This is a genomic window from Micromonospora saelicesensis (assembly GCF_900091575.1).
GTDB classification, from domain to species: Bacteria; Actinomycetota; Actinomycetes; order Mycobacteriales; family Micromonosporaceae; genus Micromonospora; species Micromonospora saelicesensis.
Map to the genome: position 1 here is coordinate 430,626 of NZ_FMCR01000005.1, position 20,381 is coordinate 451,006.

A 20,381-nucleotide genomic window follows, 5' to 3' on the forward strand; every position below is an offset into this window, starting at 1 on the left:
CGCCGCGACCAGGTCGTCGAACGCGACCACCTCGTCCTTGGCGAAGCCACACCCTAAGTCGGAGTGGCTCAGCCGGTGTGCGGCTGCCCGGCTGGTTCTGGCCGGGACTACAGGTCGGCGCTACGTTCGGCGTGGTCGTCGTCTACGTCACGCTGCACAACCTGCGTGATCACAGTGCTGCGCTTGCCCCCCGTTCGGCGGGTGTCGGTGGTGCAGCACCCGTCGTCACATCCGCTGGCGTCGCTGCGGTGGGCGGGGGAGCGCAGGGCGGCGCCGGGGGCGCAGCAGGCGTCGCCGCGCCAGGCTTCGCGGCCTTCCTTGACCGCGACCGCGGCGATGATCAGAGCCGCGGTCGGGTCGGCCCACCACCAGCCGAACAGCGAGTTGACCGCGAGCCCGACCAGCAGCACCGCCGAGAGGTACGTGCACAGCAGGGTCTGCTTGGAGTCCGCGACGGCCGACGCCGACCCGAGTTCGCGGCCCGCGCGGCGTTGTGCGGCCGACAGGACCGGCATCACCGCCAGGGATACCGCGGCCAGGACCAGACCGATCGTGGAGTGTTCTGCGCGGTCGACGCCGACGAGCGCGCGCACCGATTCGACGGACACGTAGGCAGCGAGGGCGAAGAACGACAACGCGATGATCCGCAGCGCTGCGCGTTCCCGGCGTTCATGGTCGGGGCCGGAGAACTGCCAGGCCACGGCGGCGGCGGAGGCCACCTCGATGACGGAGTCGAGCCCGAACCCGATCAGCGCGGTCGAGGAGGCGATCCTGCCGGCGCTGATGGCGATGACCGCCTCGATCACGTTGTAGGTGATCGTCGCGGCGACGAACAGGCGCACCCGCCGGATCAGGATCGAGCGACGGGCTGGTGACGGGCCAACCGACATCAGCGGAAGTGGCGTGTTCATCAGCAGCACGCCTCGGATTCGGCGGCCGGGCAGGCGGCTGGATCGACGGCCAGGACCAGACCGAGCAGGTCCCCGAGGGCGTGCGTGAGCCGGGCGTCGGCGAGTTCGTAGCGGCTGCGGCGGCCTTCGGGCACGGCGACGACGAGGCCGCAGCCGCGCAGGCACGCCAGGTGGTTGGAGAGGTTCTGCCGGCTGGTGCCCAGCAGGTCGGCGAGCTCTGCCGGATAACCGGGCCCGTCGCGCAGCGCGAGCAGGAGCCGGGCGCGAACCGGGTCGGACAGGGCATGGCCGAAACGGGCCAGGACCTGCCCATGCGTCAGCGTCTCCACCCGAAAACCATACATCGAACCGTGAATTAACACCTAGCTGAACTGTCGCTTTGGAGAATTCTGTTTGGCGGCACGGCTGCTGCGGCCACTGACACCCCCAGTGCGCCGCCCGCTGTGGCTACCACGGCGGCCGGGGTTGCCGACTGTCCCTCGGTGGCGACCCTCCAGACGCTGGTCGAGCTGCCAAAGGGCTCGTCTCTCACGACAGCGCGCGTCACCCGCTCACTGACGGCTCTCCTTTATCTTCGGCAACAGCGTGCCGTCGTCACACCGCGCCCTGATCTCGCTCCTGTTGCCTGCGGACAGCAGCACCACCTGGATTTCCTTGACGGGCCCGGCGTTGTAGTCCTTGAGGCGGTAGCCGGGGGCAGGAGCGACGTCGACAACGCGAACCTGATCGCCGGTGCAGAGCACAGTCACCACGCCGCCGAGTGCCCGAAGGGGTGTACCTGGATTCGAGGACGTCGGCGTCGACGCGGCGCTGGACGGCCCCGCCGGTTGTTCGGCACTGGGTGACGTTGCAGGGCCAGGGCCGGCCGTCGAACCGGCTCTGGCGGTCGGTCCAGTCGGCCCACCAGGTGCGGTCACCGTACGGCTCGGTCGTGAGACTGGTGTGGGCTCCGCGGACGGCTGCCATGGAGCAGGTGCCTCAGTGGCAGACACATCGAAGGCGGCGTCGGGCGGGGTGGCACCGTCACGTGTGGCGACCCCGCCCGATCTGCCATCGGTGGGTATGAACTGGGGGAGCAGGAGCGAAATGGTCCCTGCCGTCACCACGAGAACGGGGATCAACACGGCGTTGGGGATGCGGCGACGCCGACCGGGGGAGGGACCGGCGGTGGTCGGGGTCGACACGGGCGAGACGGGCGCGGGCTGCGTCGCCTGTTTCACCCGCCGTTCGGCGTCATCGGTCAGATCGTGCAGGGCCGTGGCCACCTCCGCGGCGTCCGGCCGATCCGCGGGGTCCCTGGCGAGGCAGCGGTCGAGGAGGTGGTGAACCTCGGGGGACACTCCCTCGATGTCAGGCAGCGGTGCCGGATCGACGTACACGTGAGCGGTCAACATCTGCGTGGGGGTCTCCGCCGACCACGGCAGCTCATTGGTCAGCGTTCGGTACAGCAACAGTCCGAGCGCGTAGACGTCGGAGGCAGGCAGAACATTGCCACCGGCGAGCCGTTCAGGCGCGAGGTAGGCCGCGGTGCCCAACAGCTGTCCGTCCGCCTCCAGTTCCGGCCGACCGACAGTGGTGGCGATACCGAAATCGACGACCTTCACACCGGCCGGTGTCAGCATCACGTTGGACGGCTTGATGTCCCGGTGCACCAGCTGACGATCATGCGCTGCGGCGAGCGCCTCGGCGACCTGCGCGCACGTCCGCATCGCGGCGGCCGGCGGCAGTGGACCGGCGGCAAGTCGCTGGGACAGGGTCTGGCCGGGCAGCAGTTCCATCACCACGTACGAGACCTGGCGGCCGGTGGCGTCGGTGTGCTCACCGTAGTCGTACACGCTCGTCACGTGCGGGTGCCAGAGGCCGGCTGCGGCCCGGGCCTCGGCCTGGATGCGTTGTCGTGCGCCTCGGGCGGTAGCTTGCGCGCCGGCCAGGACCTTGACGGCCACCGCGCGTTCGAGGACCCGGTCCCACGCCCGCCAGACGGCCGACATGCCACCAGTACCGAGACGGCTCTCGACCTGATACCTGTCGTCCAATAGATCACCGAACATCACTGGGACAGCTTGCCAGAATGGACCCGCAGCGGCATGGCGGTCTACTCCGATGCTGGTCACCGGCCGTCCCCTCGGCTCTACCCGCCTCATCGCCCGGCGCACCTGACCGGACCGGTGAGAGCGGCGGTAAGGGCCGGCCGTGCTCGGCCGGCACTTCGGTGCGCGGTGGGGGAGAATCGCAGCATGTTTGTCATCAAGGAGCGGTTCTTCTCGATCGGCGACGACTTCGACGTGCTCGACGAGCACGGCACCAAGGTCTTCCATGTCGACGGCAAGGTGCTCAGCGTCCGCAACAAGGTCGTCATCGAGGACGCGTCCGGCAATGAGGTCGCCACGCTGCACCGGCACCTGGTGGCGTTGCGTCCCACGTACGAGATCCGGATTGGTGGCGAGAAGGCCGCAGAGGTCCGCAAGAAGCTGCTCACGCCGTTCCGCGACAAGTTCACCATCGACGTGCCGGGGCCCGACGACCTGGAGATGAAGGGTGACCTGCTCGACCACGAGTACGTGATCGAGCGCGGCGGCACCGAGGTGGCCTCGGTCTCCAAGCGGTGGCTGACGATCCGGGACACCTACGCCGTGCAGGTCACCGCCGGCGTCGACCCGCTGCTCATCATCGGCAGCGTCCTCGCCCTCGACCTGGCCATGAACCGCGACAAGAAGAAGGGCGACGACGACTGACCCCTGCGGCAGCCGCATTGCCAGGGCTCGTAGCCGGGCCGGTCTGACGCGTTCCTACGCCGCGAACAGCCCGTAACCAGGCTGGGCAGGAGCAGCCGGCTGCGTTACTGGCTGTGGGGCCGGATGTTGTGGTTGAGGTGGAACACATTGTGCGGGTCCCAGGTCGTCTTGAGTGCGGTGAGCCTGGCGAGCTTGGCGGCCGGGTAGGCGCGGCGTACCCCGCGTTGCCCCTCGTCGGCGGCGAGCGAGTTGACGTAGACGCCGTCGGCGTACGGGTCGAGCGTGGCTGCGGCACTGCGAGCCGCCGCCATCCGGATGTCGTCTTCGGATGGCTCGGTCCAGCGGGAGCCGGCGCCGAACTCGAACATGGTGCCGCGGTGGCTGAACGAGGCGTCGGCATCCGCGACGTCGGCGATGGCGCCGCCGTGCGCCTGTAGGCCGACGTTGGCCAGGTGGGCGCCGGTGTGCAGGTCCGACGCGCCGCGCAGCAGGAACGCCTCGATCGCGGCGGTGGGGAACTGCCGGAGGTAGTGCGCACTGGAGTACCGGCGGTAGGCGTGGCCGCCGACGGTGTCGTCGCGTTGCTGCAGTTCCAGGTACGACGGCGTGCTGACCCGTTCGGCGACCGGGCGGCCGAGCGCGCGCAGTGCCGGCAGCAACCGGTGACCCTGTGCCGGGTCGCCGACCCATACGAAGCCGACGGTGGCGAGAGGCCCCCTGGCCGTGCTGTGGACGTCGGCGGTGAACGTCGCCTGCCGCGGTGCGACGGCATTGAGGTCCCGCCAGCCTTCGAGCACCGGTACGGCGTCCTCGGCGCGGAAGTCGAACTCGGCGACGAGGGTCCGCGTTCCGGTGTGGTGCAGTCGGAAGTCGAAGTCGGTGACGATGCCGAAGTTGCCGCCCCCACCGCGCACGCCCCAGTAGAGGTCGGGGTTCTCGGTTCGGCTCGCGGTCACCACCTCCCCGTCCGCGGTGACCATCGTGTAGCAGACGACGTTGTCGCAGGCCAACCCGTGTTGCCGGGCGAGCCAGCCCATACCGCCGCCGAGGGTCAGGCCGCCGACCCCGGTGTGCGAGACGTTGCCGGCGGTCGTGGCGAGGCCGTATGGCTGCGACGCCCGGTCGAGTGCGCCGAGCAGCGCGCCGCCCTGGACCCGGGCGCGTCGCCGGATCGGGTCGACCCGAACGCCGTTCAACGGGGTCAGGTCGATCATCAGGCCGTTCGCGGGGACGGCGAGGCCGGCCACGTTGTGCCCGCCGCAGCGCACCCCGATCTCCAGGTCGAGTTCGCGGGCCAGGCGTACCGCGGCCACCACGTCGGCGACGCTCGCGACCTGCACGATCATCCGTGGGCGCCGGTCAACCATGGCGTTCCAGACGGTGCGGGCCGCGTCGTAACCCGGATCACCCGGGGTGAGGAGGCGGCCGTCGAAGCGGGGACTTGTCGTCGTCATACGTCTGAGCCTGACGGAAATCGGTACACCCGGTAAGGTCCGATTCCATGGGTCGTACCAGGACCAATTCGAGCACGGCGGAGGACCTGCTCGTCCATGTCGACCGGTCGGCGGCCGAACCGCTGCACCGGCAGATTGCCGCCTCGATCCGGGGCAGCATCCGGGCCGGCCGGTTGCGTCTCGGAACGTCTCTGCCGCCCACCCGCACCATCGCAGCCGATCTGGGAGTCTCACGCGGCGTCGTGGTCGAGGCCTACCAGCAACTCGTCGCCGAGGGCTACCTCACCAGTCGGGCGGGCGGCTACACCCAGGTCGCGGTCGAGCCGGTTCCTCCGTCGGCGGGTCGGCGCGGCGGGGACCGGCCGGCGGCCCGGATCGACTTCGGCTACGGCCGCACCGACGTGGCGTCATTCCCCCGGGCCGCCTGGCTGCGTTCGGTGCGAACGGTCCTCACCACCACGCCGAACGAACGCTTCGCCTACCTCGACGGGCGTGGCGTACCCGAACTGCACGCAGCCCTGATCGACTACCTCAGCCGGGTCCGCGGCACATCGGCCCGCCCGGAGAACGTCGTGATCTGCAGTGGCTACGGTCAAGGCGTCGCGCTGATACTCCAGGTGCTCGCGGCGCGCGGCGCCCGCAGGGTGGCCGTCGAGGACCCGTCCGCGGACGACGACGCCCGCCTCGTCGCGGCCGCCCTCGGCCTGGACGTGATCGGCGTCCCGGTCGGGCCGGACGGCATTCTCGTCGAGAAGCTCGAACGGACCGACGCGGACGCCGTCGTGCTGACGCCCTCGCACCAGTGGCCCACCGGCGGCGTCCTGTCGGCCACCGCGCGGGCCCGGGTCATCGGCTGGGCGCAGCGTCGCGGCGCCGTGGTGATCGAGGACGACTACGACGCGGAGTACCGCTACGACCGCTCGCCCGTCGGCGCCATGCAGGGGCTGGCACCCGACTCCGTCGTCTACTGCGGCACAGCGAGCAAGACCTTGGCGCCAGGGCTGCGCCTCGGGTGGCTGCTCGCGCCGTCACATCTGGTCGACGACATCACGGCGGCCAAGGTACGGGCCGATCGCGGCTCTCCCGTCATCGACCAGCTGACCTTCGCCGACTTCCTCACCCGCGGCGAGTTCGACCGGCACCTACGGCGCATGCGCCCGGTCTACCGCCGCCGCCGCGACGCACTCCTGGCCGCGCTGCGCGCACGCCTGCCCGACCTGGAACCAGTCGGTGTCGCGGCGGGCCAACACGTCGTCACCTGGCTCCCGCACGACCTCGACGAGGCTCCGGTCGTGGCCGCCGCCGCCCGGCGCGGACTGGTCGTGCAAGGCGTTTCCCGGTACCGGCTGCGCCACGCCGGACCCGGCGGGCTGATCTTCGGCTACGCGACCCTCACCGAACGCTTGATCACCGACGGAGTGGAAGCCCTCGCCGACGCGGTCGCAGAGGTCCGTGCGCACACCTGCCGCTGATGGTGCGCATCGACGAGCGACAAAGCCTTACGTCGTCTCGCGCGCCGAAGTTCCTGGCGCGCTGGCTGACGCCGCGCTAACGGGTCGCGTAGACGGGGCAACACCTTCACCCAGTTGCGAGACGTCCTTCAGAACGTCGGCATATTCCGGATGAGCATGGACGAATGCCGTCGCGAACGGACAGGTGACGCTGGCAGTCCTTCCCTGCCTGCGCAGCTCGTCGAGGACGCCGCCGATGAGCCTGGCGGCTATCCCCTTCCCCCGGAACTCCGGGAGCACGGATGTCGCCAACAGCACGAGGCGATTCCCGACCTGGCTGTAGACGAGCCCAGCGGCTGTCCGGCCCGCAATCGTGGCCTCGTAGATGCCGAGCGCGCTGTTGTTGGTGATGACGAGGTCTTCCGCGCCGGACGCGTTGACTCCCGACAGGTTCGAGCCACCCACATCCTGCTGGGCATTGGTCAGCGTGATCATCTCCGCGGGGTTGCCCGCCATGTTGTCCCCTCAATTTCGTCTCTGGTCAGCGACCTGACCGGATTCTCAGCGCTCAGGCAGTCGGCACCGGCAGGCTGACGATGAGCGATCCACGCACGTCAACCAGGACCCGCCCGGTCATGCGCACCACGCGCATGACGACGTCCTCGCAGCCGGGACATCGTGCGACGAGGCCGGGCGCTCGGTCGAACACGCGCATCGCGGCTAGCGGACGGGTCGTCCGACAGCCAGCGCAGGTGAGTTCGGCAACGGTCAGGTCGGTCCCCATGATCTCGCCGAGCGGTCCGGCGAGGGCGTTACCGTCGACCCAGGGTGCGTCGTCTGCTTCGACATGGACGGTCAACATGCTCATCCTCCGGTGGGTCCGAACCGTTCGGTGCGGATGTTCGTGGGGTCGTGCCCGATGTCGACGAGGAGGTCGGCCATGGTCTCGACGAATCCGGTAGGCCCGCAAACGAACGCCACAGCATCAGCCTCGCGTGGCCAGGCGACCTGTGCCAGGGCATCCGCGTCCAGTCGTCGAGGTGGGGCCGGCCAGCCGGGAGGCGCGACCCTGGTGTAGACCTTTGTGACTGCGACGCGACCACCGCCTGCGGCTTCTGCAGTTGCAAGATCCGCAGAGAACAGCGCATCGGACGGGGATCGGGTCGAGTAGAGCAGCCTGGTGGGATTCGTCGCCGCACGCACCATCGACATCAGGGGCGCCACGCCCGACCCGCCGCCGATCAACAACGCCGGGCGCCGATCGGCGAGTCGGCGTACGAACCAGCCTCCGAGCGGCCCACGAATCTCGAGTTGGTCACCTGGCTCTGCGACGTCGACGAGATAAGGCGAGACCTCGCCGTCGGTCACCGCCTGGACGGTCACCTCGAGCCGGCCGGGCCCCGGGGCGGACGAGATCGAGTAGCTGCGGTGCGCCATGTAGCCGTCGGGAGCCGTCAACCGAACGTCGACGTGCTGGCCCGGCACGTGACCTGTCCAGCCGTCAACGTCGAGGACCAGGGTCCGCGCCGTCGCAGTCTCCGCGCGGGTGGCGGCGACGATCGCCGGCTGCCAGGTCAGTCTTCCAGGTACCGCTGCTCGCGCCATGGGTCACCGTCGTTGTGGTAGCCGGCCGTCTCCCAGAACCCGGGCTCGTCGTCGAGACGCAGTTCCAGAGCGCGCAGCCATTTCGCGCTCTTCCAGAAGTACAGGTGAGGAACGAGGAGGCGAGCTGGCCCGCCGTGCACAGGAGCCAGCGGCTCGCCGTCAAACTCGTACGCCACCCAGGCCTGGCCGTCGAGAAGGCCCTCGAGCGGGATGTTCGTGGTGTAGCCGCCGTAGGAGTGGGCAACGACGTACTCGGCCGCGGTGTCGACGTCGGCCAGCAGCGTGTCCACGGAGACGCCTCGCCAGCTCGTGCCGAACTTCGACCAGCGCGTCACGCAATGGATGTCCACGGTCGGCTCGTCGGCAGGAAGGGCGGTGAACTCCGCCCATGACCACGTGCTCCGCTCGCCGGTCTCGGTGACGACGGCGAACTCCCACTCGTCGAGGTCGATGCGCGGTGTCGGTCCCGCCGACAGTACCGGGAAGTCGTCGGTGCGGTACTGGCCAGGCGGGAGGTCGGCGTCGTCGCGTCTGCGGCCGCCGAAGCCGCGTGTGATCACTGCCATGCGCCCCTCCCCAAATGGCCGAGCAGCCGCGATCCCGCTGCCACCCGTGCTTCCACTCGGTCGGTAAATGTTGATGTGGTCCCCGCCCGTGCCGTCAACGTCAGCGAGTGCCCCGATGATGAGATTCTCCGCGGTGGGGACGAGGTCGCCCGCAACGCGAGATGTATTAACTGGACCATCGCGTCCAGGATAGGCTGGCGTGAGGGGGTCTGCAAGCTGGCTGGCGGCGGTGCGTGGGCTGGCAGCAGCTTCCGTCGATCGCTATGGTGCACCTTCTCTGGGCGGACGCCTCCTCAGTGAGCATTACTGGACTCTAGCGTCCAAAGGGTGCGGCTGGAGAGTTCGCCCGGGCAGCAGCGCTTCTGGTGGACTTCCCCTTCCCGGTGTGTAGGGGTGGCCCGGCTCGGAATACGTGCCTCATGGGCCAATCTTGTTCGCCCGACATCCGGCAGGATCCGGGTTCAACACTTAAACCCGGCAGCCGCCGCTTGCAATGCTGGATCAGCTTTGTCACGCCTACCGCTGCGTAGCGGTCGATCTCACTTCGGGCGAGGTCGCTGCGGAGGCGACGGTTGGTCGAGTGGGGGCGGACCGGCGCGCATTCCCACGGATGATCTCGCCCGAGCTATACGCTTCCTGAGTCAGGTAGGCCCGCCGGATCAGACTGGGCACCTGCTCTCGAACGTCTGCCGCCGGCATCCGGCGCTGGCGCAGGTGAACCTGCTGACCATCAACGCGAGCAGCAGGTTCGGGGCTGCCCAATCTGACGTCGGCTCCCCGCCCAGTGCCCTTCTCATTGTGACCCAGAGGGAGTCATCTCTTGGATACCAGGATCCAGAACGTCCGACTGAACGCCACGTCGAACGAGCAGCTCATGGCTCTGGCGAACGCCGGGGCCGCAGCTTTCGGCCATACCGCCAAACTCCAGGTGGACCAGGCCCTGGCCCAGCTTCTGCGGCTACGGGTCGCGCAGATCAACAATTGCAGCTACTGCCTTCTGGTGCACCACGCCGCCGCCCGTACCGCCGAAATTCCGCCGTCCAAGGTCGAGACCCTCAGCGCGTGGTGGGAGACGCACCTGTTCACCGAGGAGGAGCGAGCCGCGCTGGCGTACACCGAGGCCTTGACCCGAGCCGCCGACGCTACTGTCAACAACCGGGTCCAAGAGGCACACGAGAGGATGACCACGCACTTCACGGCGGAGGAGATTCTGGAGATCGTGGCCGTAGTCATCAACATGAACATTTGGACGCGACTCAAGCTCGCCGAGGGTGCCATGCCCACGATGGCGCCTCACGTGTGAGTTGATACCCGGCCCCGTCATTCGAGCATGATTTCGCCTTTCTGCACCTTCAGCGGCCCGCGTCGTTCCCTGCCATCGCGTGGTCCGGTCAGACGCCACGATAGGGGAGCTGAGGCGCTGGCCGAGAAGAAGAGGACAGGGCGAGCCTGGGAGGCCAGAACTGCCGATGGATAGTATCCGGACATTGGGAGCCGGGCAGCACCCGGCGTATGTCGGCGACTGTTTGCGCTCGGTGCAGGGTCGACCGCGCGGAGCGTAGTCGAAGTGCGATCCGCCCCGTACCGCCTTTCAGCAAACAATTCCTGAGGTTCGTCCGCCCAACTAACGTGAGGTCATCCATTCCAGTCAGGTCGGCCGTCACGGACAGCTAGGACCTGGATGCACCAAGACGGAGGCGGCATGGACAACTGGTTCATCTCAGAAGCGGTGTCACGCAGTGCGGAATCCGAAACGGATCGGCGAAGGCTCGCGGCTTTGGTGGATCCAGGGGTGTGCAGTGCCGACCCGGCGGGTGGTGGCTCGCCAAGCGACGCGGCTATCCTCAACTTCGCGCTCAATCTCGAATATCTCGAAGCGGAATTCTATCTCCGTGCGACGACGGGATCCGGACTTCCTGACGAGATGACCACCGGCACCGGGACGCGCGGCGAGGTGTCCGGTGGACGTTCCGTCAACTTCAGCAGCAACTTCGTGCAGAGGTTCGCGAAGGAAATCGCCTCCGACGAGATGCAGCACGTCGCCTTCTTGCGATCCGCGCTCGGCAATGCCGCCGTTGCTCGTCCCGCAATTTCGTTGGACGCGAGCTTCACTGCGGCGGCAACTGCCGCTGGTCTGGTCAAGCAAGGCGAGAGCTTTGACCCGTACGCGAACGACCTCAACTTCCTGTTTGCGGCGTTCCTCTTCGAAGACGTCGGAGTGTCGGCGTTCAAAGGTTCCGCGTCACTGCTGTCCAACAAGACGTACCTTGATGCGGCAGCCGGCCTGCTGGCCACCGAGGCATACCACGCGGGGATTGTCCGGTCCGCGCTCTACAGCGCCGGACTCGCCAACGACACGGTATTTGACTCGGTACAGAAGATCTCCGACGCCCGCAACAGTCTTGATGGTCCGGCGGATGACGACCAGGGTGTCGGCACGGCGGCGGACCCGAACTTCATCCCCACTGATGAAAACGGGATGTGCTACGGCCGATCGGCCCAGTCCATTTTGAACATCGCGTACTTGAGCCCCACCCCGGTGGCTTCGGGTGGCTTCTACCCAGCCGGCATGAACGGCGAGATCGCGATGAGCGCCGGAGCGGCCTGAGGGTTCAGATGTCCGGGGCTGGGCCCTTGAGAATGCCCCGGGTATGGAGGGCGAGAGGTCGGCACCGGTAGCCGGGCGTACCGAAACCTCCGACGGCCGCTCGCCGTGCGTGGTGAGCGGCCGTCGGTACCTCGTTCCAGTGGCCGCTCAGCAGCGGCCGAGGTCCTCCCACTGCTGGGTCCTGCCTGGCTCGGATCCCTGCGTCCAGTGCCGTGCCCGCCACACGTGCTTGCCCTCACCCGACGACGGACCGCTCGGGTCGCCGTACTTGCTCTTCTCGTGCTTCACGTCGGGGTCGCCTGGCTCGCACTACGTCAGATCACCGACCAGGAGGCGGCGGCGCGCCTGCACCACCGCATGCTTCGACCCGCTCGTGAAGCGTCCCTGGCCAGACACTGACCTGCCGAGAGTTGCCAGCGACCGTGCGACGCGGGGTTGCGCAGGGTTGGTTGCGGCACAATGATTGCGATGATCTCGTGGCGTGATGGGCCGTGGTGGGTGGTGGTCGGTCCGGCCGCCGGGGTGGCGCTGGGCGCCGTCGACTCGATCGTCAACCATGTGCCGGTGCTGCTGGGCGAGGTCGGCACCGCGCGTGCTGAGCGGGGCGGCTGGTCACAGGCCGCGGAGTTCGCCAGCCTCATCCTCGACGCCGGATGGGCCTGGGCGGCGATGGCCGTGCTGGTGGGCTGGCTGGTGAGTCAGAGCGTACGACTGGCGGCGGGGATGCTGCGCGGCGCCGTGGCGGGCGGCTGCACGCTGATCTCCGCCACCATCGCCTACTACGGCGTGGACGTGATTTTCGACGGCGACACCTGGTGGGGTGGGGCGACCCAATACTGGCTGATCGCTAGCGTGTGTCTCGGCCCTCTGCTCGGGGCTGCCGGGGCGTTGATCCAACGTTCTGGTCCGGTCGGAACGCTCGCTGTCCTACTTGTTCCCGCCGGTGCGGCGCTGCAGATGGTGCTGCTGCCCCCGCCGCCGGAGAGCGCGATGGCCTGGCCGGTGCGGTTGAGCGTCTGGGCGGCGGCCGCGGGCGCCGCCGTGCTGATCGCTCGTCGGACAGTCCGACCCAGAGGGCACTCGTTGAAGATCTCGCGGTGGGATGGCGAGCTGCGCTAGGGGTCGGCACGCAGGCGTTTGATTCGGGAGTGGTCGTGCTGGCCTACGCTCCGGCCGGGGAGAAGCTCGCCGGGTGGGGTCAGGAGCCCGGGGTCCCGAGCGGTGAAGGGTGAGAGCGCGGCGGCGCCGCACCCTCGTCCACCACAGACGCGACATCAACTGAGCACCATGAAGGGGATCGCCGTGAACAACGATGTCACCGAGTACATCAACAAGACGCAGCCGTGGCAGATCGACGTGTGCGAAAAACTGCGTGCCATGATCGGCGAAACTGTTCCAGGTGTCGAGGAGCGGCTTCAGTACGGCAAGCCGCACTACTTGAAGAACGGCCATTACGCTGCCGTCATCGCGGTAGCCAAGTCCAAGGTGTCGTTCATGGTCTTCAACGCGACGGACATCCCCGAGGTCAAGGGGTTCCTGCGGTCGATGGGAAACGGTGAACGCAAGACTGTCGACATCACGGAAGGGCAGGACGTCGACTATGGCCAACTCGCCAGTTTCCTGAGCAAGACCACGGCGGCCCTGTAGGCGCAGCCCGCCCGACGTGGCCACGGGTCTGGCCCGAAGGGCGGTCGAGAGTGGAGGGGGCGGGGTGCCGCTGCGCCCCGGCCCCCTCCGGCCTACTCCGTCGGTACGGAGTAGGGATCTCTCAGGTCACCCGCAGCGTTGACCGTTGAGGTTGAAGGTGGTTGGCGCCGGATTGGTGCCGCTCCACGTGCCGTTGAAGCCGGTGCTGGTGGACGCACCGGGGGCGAGTTTGCCGTTCCAACTCATGCTGTCCGCGGTGACGCTCGTTCCGTTCTGTTTCCAGGTGGCCGACCAGCCCTGGCCGACCTTCTGGCCAGTGGTGGGGAAGTCGAAGGCGAGTTTCCAGCCGTCGATCGCGGTGGTGCCGGTGTTCTTGACCGTCACGGTCGCGGTGAAACCGCCCGGCCAACTGTTCGCCGTGTAGCCGACCGTGCAGCCGAGGGTCGGGGCGGTGGGCGCGGTCCGTACGGTCAGGCCGGGGGAGGCCGCCGAGACGTTGCCCGCCGCGTCGCGGGCGGTCACCACGAAGGTGTACGGGGTGTCCGGCGTCAGCCCGGTCACGGTGTACGTGGTGCCGGTGGCGCTGCCCACCTTCACGGTGCCGGTGGTGTCGACCCGGTGCACGTCGTACCCGGTGACGCCGGTGTCGTCGGTGGACGGCGTCCAGGCCAGCGCGACGCTGTCACCGGTGATCGTGCCGGCGGTCGGCTTGCCCGGGGCGGTCGGCGCCTGGGTGTCGCCGGGCGTGGTGTCGCGCGGCAGCACCAGGTGGGTGATCGAGTTGGCCGGGAAGGTGGCCGTGAGGCCGCCGGCGGTCACCTGCTGGTCAGCCTCCCGGACGACGCCGGCGAGGTCCGCCCCGCTGTAACGGTAGACCTCAGCGGTGCTCGCGGAGGCGCCGGTGAGGGCGATCGGGCTGGTCAGGTCGTCGCCGGTCTTGTTGATGACGACCAGTGTGAGCGCCTTGTCGGCGCTCCGCTCGGCGGCGTACACGGCCAGCTTGCCCTGGTCGGCGCTTGTCGCCTGGACGGAGGTTTCGCCGAACGCGCCGCCCTTGCCGTCGTAGTTGCGGTAGACGCGGAAGGCGTTGGCCACCGGCTGGTCGGCCTCGGGTGCGGTCCAGAGGGTGGCCAGGTCGAGTCCTTCGCGGCCGAAGATGCCGAGTACGTCGGCCTGGGCGAGCGCGCCGTTGAGCGACCCGTGGCCGCCCCAGTTGTACTCGGTCATCGCGATCTTCGTGCCCGGGTAGTGCTGGTCGACCAGCTCGCGTAGGCGCGGGATGTACCGGACCGGACTGTTGATCCAGCTCTCGTCCACGTAGGTCGGGTCCCAGAGTTGGCGGGTCGAGCGCAGTCGCAGCGCCTGGGTGTTGGCGTCGCCGGCCGCCTCGCCCAATACGCCGGACTGCTGCGGGTAGAGGTGGACGTCGAAGTAGTCGAGGATGCGTGTGCCGTGCTGCTGCTCGTACTCGCGCATCCGGTCCAGGTACCACGGTCCGAGGTCCTGGCCGCCGTGCGCGGCCTTGTCCGGCGGGTTCGACCAGCAGCCGGTGCGCGAGCAGGTGTCCTGGTCGAGGCCCGAATAGAGGATCGAGTTCAGGCCCCAGCCGACGGGACCGAGCGTCTTCGCGCCGGGGTCGGCAGCCTTGATCGCGGCGGCGTACTCGTAGGTGCGGTCGCGTAGCTCGTCGTAGCCCAGCCCGGTCGGGCGGACGTCGCGGTGGGTGGAGTGCCACAGGTCCGGCTCGTTGTCCAGGTTGTAGAACTGGACCCCGCCGTCGGCCGCGGCACCGAACTGCCCTTTGAGGTGGTTGACGAAGTCGGTGGCGTACTCCGCACCGACGGCGACGCTGGTGTCCTCCGGATCGTTGCCGGTGACCGGTGACCCGTCCGGCTTTATGCCGTTGCCGCAGTCCGGTGCCCAGGTGTCGGTGGACTGCTGCGGGCCGTACTTGGCGACGCTGAAGCCACACGCCCGCGACCGGTCCTTGGCGATCCAGCCGAGCATCGGCATTGTCATGACAGTGGCGGCACCCGTGGCCTTGTTCTGCTGCACGAACCGGTCGCTCTCCGAGCCTTCTGGGAGGTCGTCCGGACTCGGGTTGTCGTTGGGGATGTTCTCGAAGTACCAGTCCGACGCACGGTTGGTGGTGTCGGCGCGGAAGTTGTAGCGGGTGGTGGCGTTGCCGCCGTAGCGGTGCACCGGCAGCCGCAGGTCGCGGGCGAGAGCCTCGTCGGCGAAGTTCATGCCGTAGACGTACGGGCTGATCTGGTGCCGGGTGGCGGTGGTGTCCACGGCCAGGGCCGGACCCGCCGCGGCCAGGGCGGGCTCTGGCAGGGCCAGACCGCCGAGGGCCGTGGCGAGCACGACCGGAAGTAGAGCTGTGGTGGGACGCACGAGCAATCCTTTCGCAGAGGAGCTCGACGATGGGAGCGCTTCCACAGCGTTACGCTTTCCTGGCTCGGAGTCAACGTCGGAAGGGTCAGGCCGGCCCCCCGCATCGGCCGTGCCCAGCTCGGGGGCAGTCGGGGAGCACGTCCACTGCCGGCCGACCGACGTCAACGTCATCACATACAATGACGTCCATCAATGGTCGTAGCTGGTGCGGCGGTGCCGGAATAGCTCGGATCGCCGCAGCGTGGGGGCAACCGCGCCGCAGCGGTGCGAGCGGGAGTACCTCAGCGTCGCACGGCCGGAAAGTTCCTGCTGGCCCGGCCCCTGTGCTGGGAGCCAGCCGTCTTGGAGGATGACAATGCGCAGCTTTCTCGCGGTGTTCAGCGCCGCCCTGATCCTCGGCGCCGCAGTCGGCGGCGTTCCGGCCGGCGCGTCGGGGGCCTCCCCGCCCTCATGCCCCCGCGGCCTGCTCTTCTGCGAGGACTTCGAGCGACTGCCTCCCGGAGGGCCCAGCACGTTGAACTGGGGCGTCGACACCCGCCACGGCACGCTCACCGTCGAGCGTGCCCGTCGTGGCAACCAGGTGCTGCACATCCACACCGTCGACAACGGACGCGCATTCCTGCGCGTCGACGACTTCGCCGCGCCGGGCAACCGCTTCTACGGTCGGATGCGTCTGCGCGTCGACGCCTTCCCCACGGCCCCGGACTGGGCGCACTTCACGCTGGTGGAAGCGACCGGCACCGGCAGCGCGGAGGTCGTCCGTCCGGTCGGTGGGCAGTACGCGCCCACGGTCCCCGGAACCTTCTGGGGGGTCGGCGCCGACGGCGGTCCGACCGGCGACTGGACCAACTGGCGGGAGTCCGCGCCGGTCGCTGAGGACACCTGGCAGTGCTTCGAATGGAAGATCGACGCGGCGGACAACCGCGTCGCGGTGTGGATCGATGGCGTGGCGAACCCGGAGCTGACAGCCTCCACGAGTGACCACGGTGGCAACGATGTTCCCTTCGTCCTGCCGACGGTCGACACGGTGAAGATCGGCTGGCAGCTCTATCAGGGCGGCACGACACCGGGCGAGTTTGACCTCTGGATTGACGACATTGCCCTTTCCAGCAAGCGGCTCGGCTGCTGATCTGGAGCCCGGGTGGCTCGGGAGTTCTCGACACATGTGGTCGTGATGTCAGTCCCGAGGGTTGCCCTGCCGGGGTGCGGCTTGCTGCCGCACCCCGGCGGCGGCCCAGCCTCCATGGCGATCATCGACATCTCTCGCTACGATCCGACATCGACGGATTACTGAGCGTTGATGTGTGCTGCCCCCAAGCCCTGGACGCTGGCAATCCGACGCCGCCACAAACGTGGTGCCGGCCTGAGGATCACGCCGTCTCGACGAAGGGAATCCGGATGACCGGGAGCGCGCAGACCACCGAGAGCCGAAGTGTTCCGCCCGCGCGGCCGTACCCGTTCAGTGTGCCCGACCGCCTCGTCGTCGACCCGACCTACAGCGAGCTGCGTGAGAACGAGCCGATGACCCGGGTGAAGCTCCCCTACGGCGAGGAAGCGTGGCTCGCCACCCGGTACGAAGACGTCCGTACAGTCCTCGGCGACGTGCGGTTCGGCCGCGCCCCGGCCGTCCAGCGCGACGAGCCCCGACTCACCCCGCGCCAGCAGTACAGCGGCATGCTGACCCTGGACCCGCCCGATCACACCCGGCTGCGCCGGCTGGTGGCGAAGGCGTTCACGGCACGTCGGGTAGAGGCGCTGCGACCCCGAACCCAGGAGATCGCCGACGTACTGGTCGACAACATGGTCCGGCTCGGTCCTCCGGCCGACCTGGTGGAGCACGTCGCCACGCCGCTGCCGATCCAGGTGATCTGCGAGCTGCTCGGGGTCCCGTACGCCGACCGCGACCGCTTCCACATCTGGTCCGAGGCGATCGTCTCGACCACCTCCCTGCCGATGGAAACGATCCAGGAGTACCTGAACAGTCTCTGGGGCTACATCGGTGGTCTGGTCGCCGAGCGCCGCCGGGAGCCGGGAATCGACGACCTGCTCGGGGCGTTGGTCCGGGCCCGCGACGAGAACCAGGATCGGCTCAGCGAGACCGAGCTGGTGGAGCTGGCCGGAGGGCTGCTCGCGGCCGGCCACGAGACCACGGTGACCCAGATCCCCAACTTCGTCTACGTCCTGCTGCACAATCCGGACCAGCTCGCTCGGCTACGGGCCGACCCGTCGCTGGTGCCGGCCGCGGTCGAGGAACTGCTGCGGTACGTGCCGCTCGGCGTCGGCTCATCCTTCGCTCGGTACGCCAAGGAGGACGTCGAGGTCGGAGGCGTGCTGGTCCGGGCAGGTGAACCAGTCCTCGGCTCACTGTCGTCGGCGAATCGGGACGGTGCCGTCTTCGCCGACCCGGACCGGCTGGATCTCCAGCGCGAGCAGAACCCGCACCTGGGCTTTGGGCACGGCGTCCACCACTGCGTCGGTGCGCAGCTGGCCCGCATGGAGTTGCAGGTCGCCGTCTCCACCCTCGTGACACGCCTGCCCGGATTGCGGCTCGCCGTACCGGAAGCCGAGCTGGAGTGGAAGCGGGGCATGTTGGTGCGGGGCCTGCTCGGCATGCCGGTGGCCTGGTGAGTACCGCCTGGCGGATCGGGGTGGACTCGAGCCGGTGCATCGGCACGAGCATCTGCGCCGGTACCGCGCCCGAGCACTTCCGCCTGGTCGACGGCCTGTCCGCGCCGCTGGCCGACGTGGTCGCCCCGGCCGACGTCATCCTCGACGCCGCCGACTCGTGCCCGGTGGAGGCGATCACGGTCCACGACACCACCGACGACCGCCTGATCGCGCCGCAGGAGTGACGCGGAATATCCATTGCCATCCGATTGGCACAGCGCCTACCTTGAATGAGCAAGGCCGTTCCGACCAACCCAAGGAGTTCCCCGTGTTGCAGTACGCCTACGCCGAAACCACGCGGTTCATGCCGCGCGGCGGTGTCGTGCTGCCCTCGATTGGGCGAGCCCACGATCTGTGCGCGAGTGAGCAGAACTGGAAGCCGGGGTGGCGGCGCGAATAGCGCCAGCGCAAGCTGCGAAGCCGCCCACCCCGACCGGGATAGGGCGGCTTTCTCGTTACTGGAACAACTTCATAGGGGCGTAGCTCAACTGGTAGAGCACCGGTCTCCAAAACCGAAGGTTGCAGGTTCGAGTCCTGCCGCCCCTGCTTCTCGTCCCGGCTTCGGCCGGCGGCGTTGCAGATTCTCAACTCCACAGTGAATGGCATGAGCAATACCCCGGCCGCGTGGACCAGTCGGGGGCACTACGTCCGGGACGAGGGAGACGGCTGACCCGCTCGCTTTGGGAGCGAGAGACACGGGGTTCGACACCCCGGTCCCGGACCATGGGGTTGTAGCTCAGTGGGGAGAGCGCCGGTTCGGCAGACCGGAGGTCGAGGGTTCGAATCCCTTCTTCTCCAAAAATTCAGGCCCTCCCGCCGTAACCGGTAGCGCACGGGAGTGAAACTCCGTTCGAGCCGGGGGAGGGCAGGCTGGCGGCGATTCCCGCCGGCTCCATGGGCCGTTGGAGCAAGCTGGCAGCTCACCTGGTTCTCAGCCAGGAGGTTACGGGTTCGAGCCCCGTACGGCCTACGCAGGAAAATGCCATGCGGTCGTGGTGAACTTGGCGGACACGTCGGTCTTCCAAACCGAAGAAGCGGGGTCGGTGCCCGCCGACCGCTCAAGCCGACGTAGCTCAACGGCAGAGCATCCGGCTCATGACCGGAAGGCCCCCGGATCGACACCGGGCGTCGGCACCACGCGCTCGTGGTGGAACTCAGGTAGACACACCGGCTCAGACCCGTGTGCCGAGGGCGTGGGGGGCGACTCCCCCCGACTCCACTCACCGGCTGCGAGCCGGTCCCATGCTGGCGTAGCTCAGCGGCTTGAGCACCTCGTTGTCAGCGAGGCGGTCGCGGGTTCGAGTCCCGTCGTCAGCGCCATGGAGAGGTCGCCTAGTCCGGCCGATGGCACCGCGTTGCTAACGCGGAGCGGGTAACACCGCCGAGGGTTCGAATCCCTCCCTCTCCGCCATGTCGTCGTGGCCAAGCTGGTTAAGGCACTGCGCTGATAACGCAGAGATCGTGGGTTCAACTCCCTCCGACGACACCATGCCCCCGTGGCTCAGCGGACAGAGCACCAGATTACGGATCTGGGGGTCGCGCGTTCGAATCGCGCCGGGGGCACGCATCGGGATGTGGCGCAGTTTGGCAGCGCGCCCGCCTCGACGACGGAAAGATCGCTAGGCCTTGGGGGTTCGAATCCCGCCCCCGCTCCCGCCCCGGTAGCTCAGCGGGAGAGCATCGGCTCGACAAGCCGAAGGCCGCTGGTTCGACACCAGCTCGGGGCACGCACCGCGCGTTCGGTTATGGGTAGGCCCCTAGCCTTTCAAGCTGGTGAAGCGGGTTCGAGTCCCGCACGCGCGACCATTCCGGCGCCCAATCGGTAGGGCGGCGGACTGTGATCCGTACAGGTACTGGTTCGAATCCCACCCTTTCCGCGCATGCCCGTGTAGCTCAACGGAAGAGCACCTGGTCCACACCCAGGGGGTCGGAGGTTCGACACCTTCCGCGGGCACTGGCCCTCAGGCCGAAGTTGTGGCTGTAGCTCAGCGGTAGAGCGCCGGTTTGTGGCACCGGAGGACGAGGGGTCAGCACCCTCCAGTCACCCCAAGGGAGTGCGCCACCGATGGTGAGGTGGGCCGGGTTGTAACCCCGGTGCGTTCGCGCTCAGGGAGTTCGAATCTCTCCACTCCCACGCTTGCCCGCGTAGCTCAGGGGACAGAGCACCAGCTTCCGGAGCTGGGTGTCGGGGGTTCGATTCCCTCCGCGGGCGCTTCTGCCTGGTCGTGTGCCCGAGTGGTGAGGGAGCGGTCGGCAAAACCGCGTACGCCGGTTCGATTCCGGTCACGGCCTCGAATGCCATCCACTGTGATTAGCGAGCTCGTCCCGCTACTGGTGGCG

20 protein-coding genes and 17 tRNA genes are annotated in these 20,381 nt (G+C 68.4%); 27 read left to right on the forward strand and 10 right to left on the reverse strand.

What is annotated here, in order from left to right:
- Positions 1-107 precede the first annotated feature (107 nt).
- From GA0070561_RS23140 to GA0070561_RS23150, 3 genes are all read right to left on the reverse strand, one after another.
- On the reverse strand, positions 108-911 hold the full coding sequence (locus GA0070561_RS23140) for a cation efflux transmembrane domain-containing protein (RefSeq protein ID WP_091405317.1): 804 nt from the start codon (positions 909-911) through the stop codon (positions 108-110).
- Positions 911-1,240: an ArsR/SmtB family transcription factor gene (locus tag GA0070561_RS23145; protein WP_181545443.1), complete on the reverse strand. Its 330-nt coding sequence runs from the start codon at positions 1,238-1,240 to the stop codon at positions 911-913. The genes GA0070561_RS23140 and GA0070561_RS23145 overlap by 1 nt, the downstream gene beginning before the upstream one ends.
- Positions 1,241-1,462: 222 nt before the next feature.
- Positions 1,463-3,025, reverse strand: coding sequence for a serine/threonine-protein kinase (locus tag GA0070561_RS23150; protein ID WP_244166394.1), 1,563 nt, complete (start codon positions 3,023-3,025; stop codon positions 1,463-1,465).
- Positions 3,026-3,148: 123 nt separating this feature from the next.
- On the opposite strand from GA0070561_RS23150, the gene GA0070561_RS23155 reads away from it, so the two are divergent.
- Positions 3,149-3,646, forward strand: a complete 498-nt coding sequence (locus tag GA0070561_RS23155; RefSeq protein ID WP_091404706.1) for an LURP-one-related/scramblase family protein — start codon at positions 3,149-3,151, stop codon at positions 3,644-3,646.
- Between the two features lie 104 nt (positions 3,647-3,750).
- Here the strand turns inward: GA0070561_RS23155 and GA0070561_RS23160 are convergent, their stop codons facing one another.
- Positions 3,751-5,100, reverse strand: a complete 1,350-nt coding sequence (locus GA0070561_RS23160) for an FAD-binding oxidoreductase (RefSeq protein ID WP_091404709.1) — start codon at positions 5,098-5,100, stop codon at positions 3,751-3,753.
- A 47-nt stretch (positions 5,101-5,147) separates the two neighbouring features.
- On the opposite strand from GA0070561_RS23160, the gene pdxR reads away from it, so the two are divergent.
- A complete protein-coding gene (gene pdxR, locus GA0070561_RS23165; RefSeq protein ID WP_091404713.1) occupies positions 5,148-6,572 on the forward strand; it encodes a MocR-like pyridoxine biosynthesis transcription factor PdxR in 1,425 nt (474 codons plus the stop codon).
- A 27-nt stretch (positions 6,573-6,599) separates the two neighbouring features.
- On the opposite strand, the gene GA0070561_RS23170 is transcribed toward pdxR, so the two are convergent.
- From GA0070561_RS23170 to GA0070561_RS23185, 4 genes are read right to left on the reverse strand one after another with little or no spacing between them, the layout of a single operon-like run.
- Entirely contained in the window at positions 6,600-7,067 is a 468-nt protein-coding gene (locus GA0070561_RS23170) for a GNAT family N-acetyltransferase (RefSeq protein WP_091404716.1), read from the reverse strand.
- 52 nt (positions 7,068-7,119) lie between these two features.
- Entirely contained in the window at positions 7,120-7,413 is a 294-nt protein-coding gene (locus GA0070561_RS23175) for a DUF6510 family protein (RefSeq protein WP_091404721.1), read from the reverse strand.
- A 2-nt stretch (positions 7,414-7,415) separates the two neighbouring features.
- On the reverse strand, positions 7,416-8,156 hold the full coding sequence (locus tag GA0070561_RS23180) for an FAD-binding oxidoreductase (RefSeq protein WP_091404726.1): 741 nt from the start codon (positions 8,154-8,156) through the stop codon (positions 7,416-7,418).
- On the reverse strand, positions 8,126-8,722 hold the full coding sequence (locus GA0070561_RS23185) for a sulfite oxidase-like oxidoreductase (RefSeq protein ID WP_091404729.1): 597 nt from the start codon (positions 8,720-8,722) through the stop codon (positions 8,126-8,128). Before GA0070561_RS23185 ends, GA0070561_RS23180 begins: the two co-directional genes overlap by 31 nt.
- Positions 8,723-9,542: 820 nt before the next feature.
- On the opposite strand from GA0070561_RS23185, the gene GA0070561_RS23190 reads away from it, so the two are divergent.
- The gene (locus GA0070561_RS23190; RefSeq protein WP_208603835.1) at positions 9,543-10,025 is read left to right on the forward strand and encodes a carboxymuconolactone decarboxylase family protein; all 483 of its coding nucleotides are present in this window, start codon (positions 9,543-9,545) and stop codon (positions 10,023-10,025) included.
- A 399-nt stretch (positions 10,026-10,424) separates the two neighbouring features.
- Positions 10,425-11,330, forward strand: a complete 906-nt coding sequence (locus tag GA0070561_RS23195) for a ferritin-like domain-containing protein (protein ID WP_091404736.1) — start codon at positions 10,425-10,427, stop codon at positions 11,328-11,330.
- 147 nt (positions 11,331-11,477) lie between these two features.
- Here the strand turns inward: GA0070561_RS23195 and GA0070561_RS33225 are convergent, their stop codons facing one another.
- Positions 11,478-11,618 carry a hypothetical protein gene (locus GA0070561_RS33225; RefSeq protein ID WP_244166395.1) on the reverse strand — a complete coding sequence of 47 codons (141 nt, stop codon included), beginning with the start codon at positions 11,616-11,618 and terminating at the stop codon, positions 11,478-11,480.
- A gap of 180 nt (positions 11,619-11,798) precedes the next feature.
- On the opposite strand from GA0070561_RS33225, the gene GA0070561_RS23200 reads away from it, so the two are divergent.
- Both GA0070561_RS23200 and GA0070561_RS23205 read left to right on the forward strand, forming a co-directional pair.
- Positions 11,799-12,449: a hypothetical protein gene (locus tag GA0070561_RS23200; protein WP_091404741.1), complete on the forward strand. Its 651-nt coding sequence runs from the start codon at positions 11,799-11,801 to the stop codon at positions 12,447-12,449.
- A gap of 168 nt (positions 12,450-12,617) precedes the next feature.
- Positions 12,618-12,977 carry a DUF1801 domain-containing protein gene (locus GA0070561_RS23205; protein ID WP_208603836.1) on the forward strand — a complete coding sequence of 120 codons (360 nt, stop codon included), beginning with the start codon at positions 12,618-12,620 and terminating at the stop codon, positions 12,975-12,977.
- 126 nt (positions 12,978-13,103) lie between these two features.
- On the opposite strand, the gene GA0070561_RS23210 is transcribed toward GA0070561_RS23205, so the two are convergent.
- Positions 13,104-15,374, reverse strand: coding sequence for a glycoside hydrolase family 44 protein (locus GA0070561_RS23210; protein WP_091404744.1), 2,271 nt, complete (start codon positions 15,372-15,374; stop codon positions 13,104-13,106).
- Between the two features lie 355 nt (positions 15,375-15,729).
- Between GA0070561_RS23210 and GA0070561_RS23215 the strand changes: the two genes are divergently transcribed.
- The 21 genes from GA0070561_RS23215 to GA0070561_RS23295 all read left to right on the forward strand — a co-directional run bounded on the left by GA0070561_RS23215 (position 15,730) and on the right by GA0070561_RS23295 (position 20,333).
- Positions 15,730-16,503, forward strand: a complete 774-nt coding sequence (locus tag GA0070561_RS23215) for a hypothetical protein (protein WP_091404747.1) — start codon at positions 15,730-15,732, stop codon at positions 16,501-16,503.
- Between the two features lie 269 nt (positions 16,504-16,772).
- Complete coding sequence (locus tag GA0070561_RS23220) at positions 16,773-18,002, forward strand: cytochrome P450 (RefSeq protein WP_091404751.1); 1,230 nt, start codon at positions 16,773-16,775, stop codon at positions 18,000-18,002.
- Positions 17,999-18,226, forward strand: a complete 228-nt coding sequence (locus GA0070561_RS23225) for a ferredoxin (protein WP_091404755.1) — start codon at positions 17,999-18,001, stop codon at positions 18,224-18,226. Before GA0070561_RS23220 ends, GA0070561_RS23225 begins: the two co-directional genes overlap by 4 nt.
- 83 nt (positions 18,227-18,309) lie before the next feature.
- Positions 18,310-18,441 carry a hypothetical protein gene (locus tag GA0070561_RS34565; RefSeq protein ID WP_258395627.1) on the forward strand — a complete coding sequence of 44 codons (132 nt, stop codon included), beginning with the start codon at positions 18,310-18,312 and terminating at the stop codon, positions 18,439-18,441.
- Between the two features lie 73 nt (positions 18,442-18,514).
- A tRNA-Trp gene (locus tag GA0070561_RS23230) sits at positions 18,515-18,587 on the forward strand.
- Between the two features lie 102 nt (positions 18,588-18,689).
- Positions 18,690-18,765: transfer RNA gene (locus GA0070561_RS33715), tRNA-Pro, on the forward strand.
- Between the two features lies 1 nt (position 18,766).
- A tRNA-Ala gene (locus GA0070561_RS23235) sits at positions 18,767-18,839 on the forward strand.
- A gap of 98 nt (positions 18,840-18,937) precedes the next feature.
- Positions 18,938-19,011, forward strand: a tRNA-Glu gene (locus GA0070561_RS23240).
- 16 nt (positions 19,012-19,027) lie between these two features.
- Positions 19,028-19,100: transfer RNA gene (locus GA0070561_RS33720), tRNA-Gly, on the forward strand.
- Positions 19,101-19,103: 3 nt separating this feature from the next.
- Positions 19,104-19,178 (forward strand) — tRNA-Met (locus tag GA0070561_RS23245).
- Positions 19,179-19,285: 107 nt separating this feature from the next.
- A tRNA-Asp gene (locus GA0070561_RS23250) sits at positions 19,286-19,361 on the forward strand.
- 1 nt (position 19,362) lies between these two features.
- Positions 19,363-19,452: transfer RNA gene (locus tag GA0070561_RS23255), tRNA-Ser, on the forward strand.
- Between the two features lies 1 nt (position 19,453).
- Positions 19,454-19,530, forward strand: a tRNA-Ile gene (locus tag GA0070561_RS23260).
- A 1-nt stretch (position 19,531) separates the two neighbouring features.
- Positions 19,532-19,604, forward strand: a tRNA-Arg gene (locus tag GA0070561_RS23265).
- Positions 19,605-19,696: 92 nt separating this feature from the next.
- Positions 19,697-19,768 (forward strand) — tRNA-Val (locus GA0070561_RS23270).
- A gap of 5 nt (positions 19,769-19,773) precedes the next feature.
- A tRNA-Glu gene (locus GA0070561_RS23275) sits at positions 19,774-19,847 on the forward strand.
- 76 nt (positions 19,848-19,923) lie between these two features.
- Positions 19,924-19,995: transfer RNA gene (locus GA0070561_RS23280), tRNA-Val, on the forward strand.
- A gap of 20 nt (positions 19,996-20,015) precedes the next feature.
- Positions 20,016-20,090: transfer RNA gene (locus GA0070561_RS23285), tRNA-His, on the forward strand.
- 1 nt (position 20,091) lies between these two features.
- Positions 20,092-20,175: transfer RNA gene (locus GA0070561_RS33725), tRNA-Tyr, on the forward strand.
- A gap of 5 nt (positions 20,176-20,180) precedes the next feature.
- Positions 20,181-20,253, forward strand: a tRNA-Arg gene (locus GA0070561_RS23290).
- Between the two features lie 9 nt (positions 20,254-20,262).
- Positions 20,263-20,333, forward strand: a tRNA-Cys gene (locus tag GA0070561_RS23295).
- The last annotated feature ends 48 nt before the right edge of the window (positions 20,334-20,381 follow it).